This is a genomic window from Pseudomonas sp. H26/SER47-MNA-CIBAN-0231 (assembly GCF_040310465.1).
GTDB classification, from domain to species: Bacteria; Pseudomonadota; Gammaproteobacteria; order Pseudomonadales; family Pseudomonadaceae; genus Aquipseudomonas; species Aquipseudomonas atacamensis.
In genome coordinates this window covers 1-256 of sequence record NZ_JBEOPW010000127.1, presented here as the reverse complement: position 1 = coordinate 256, position 256 = coordinate 1, and the positions used below count along the sequence as shown (strand labels likewise).

The window sequence follows — 256 nt, the reverse complement described above, 5'->3', positions numbered from 1 at the left end:
ACATAGCGCTGCGCCATGATCTGGCGGCTGCCATGCTCGGTCAGCACCTCCAGGATCACCGAAAGGTTCGGGTCGCCCTCGCGGTGGCGGAAAATAGAGGCGCCGCCCATCTCATCAAGGGGTTTGAGAATGATGTCACGGTGCTCGCGGGCGAACTCGCGGAGAATGTCCGAACGTCGGCTGACCAGTGTCGGCGGCGTGCATTGTGGAAACTGGGTAGCGAAGAACTTCTCGTTGCAGTCGCGCAGGCTCTGCG

General features: G+C 61.7%; 1 protein-coding gene. It reads right to left on the bottom strand.

Annotated features, from left to right (window positions below):
- On the bottom strand, positions 1–256 hold a 256-nt coding region (locus AAEZ10_RS27545; protein ID WP_502947719.1), incomplete at both ends, for an ATP-grasp domain-containing protein.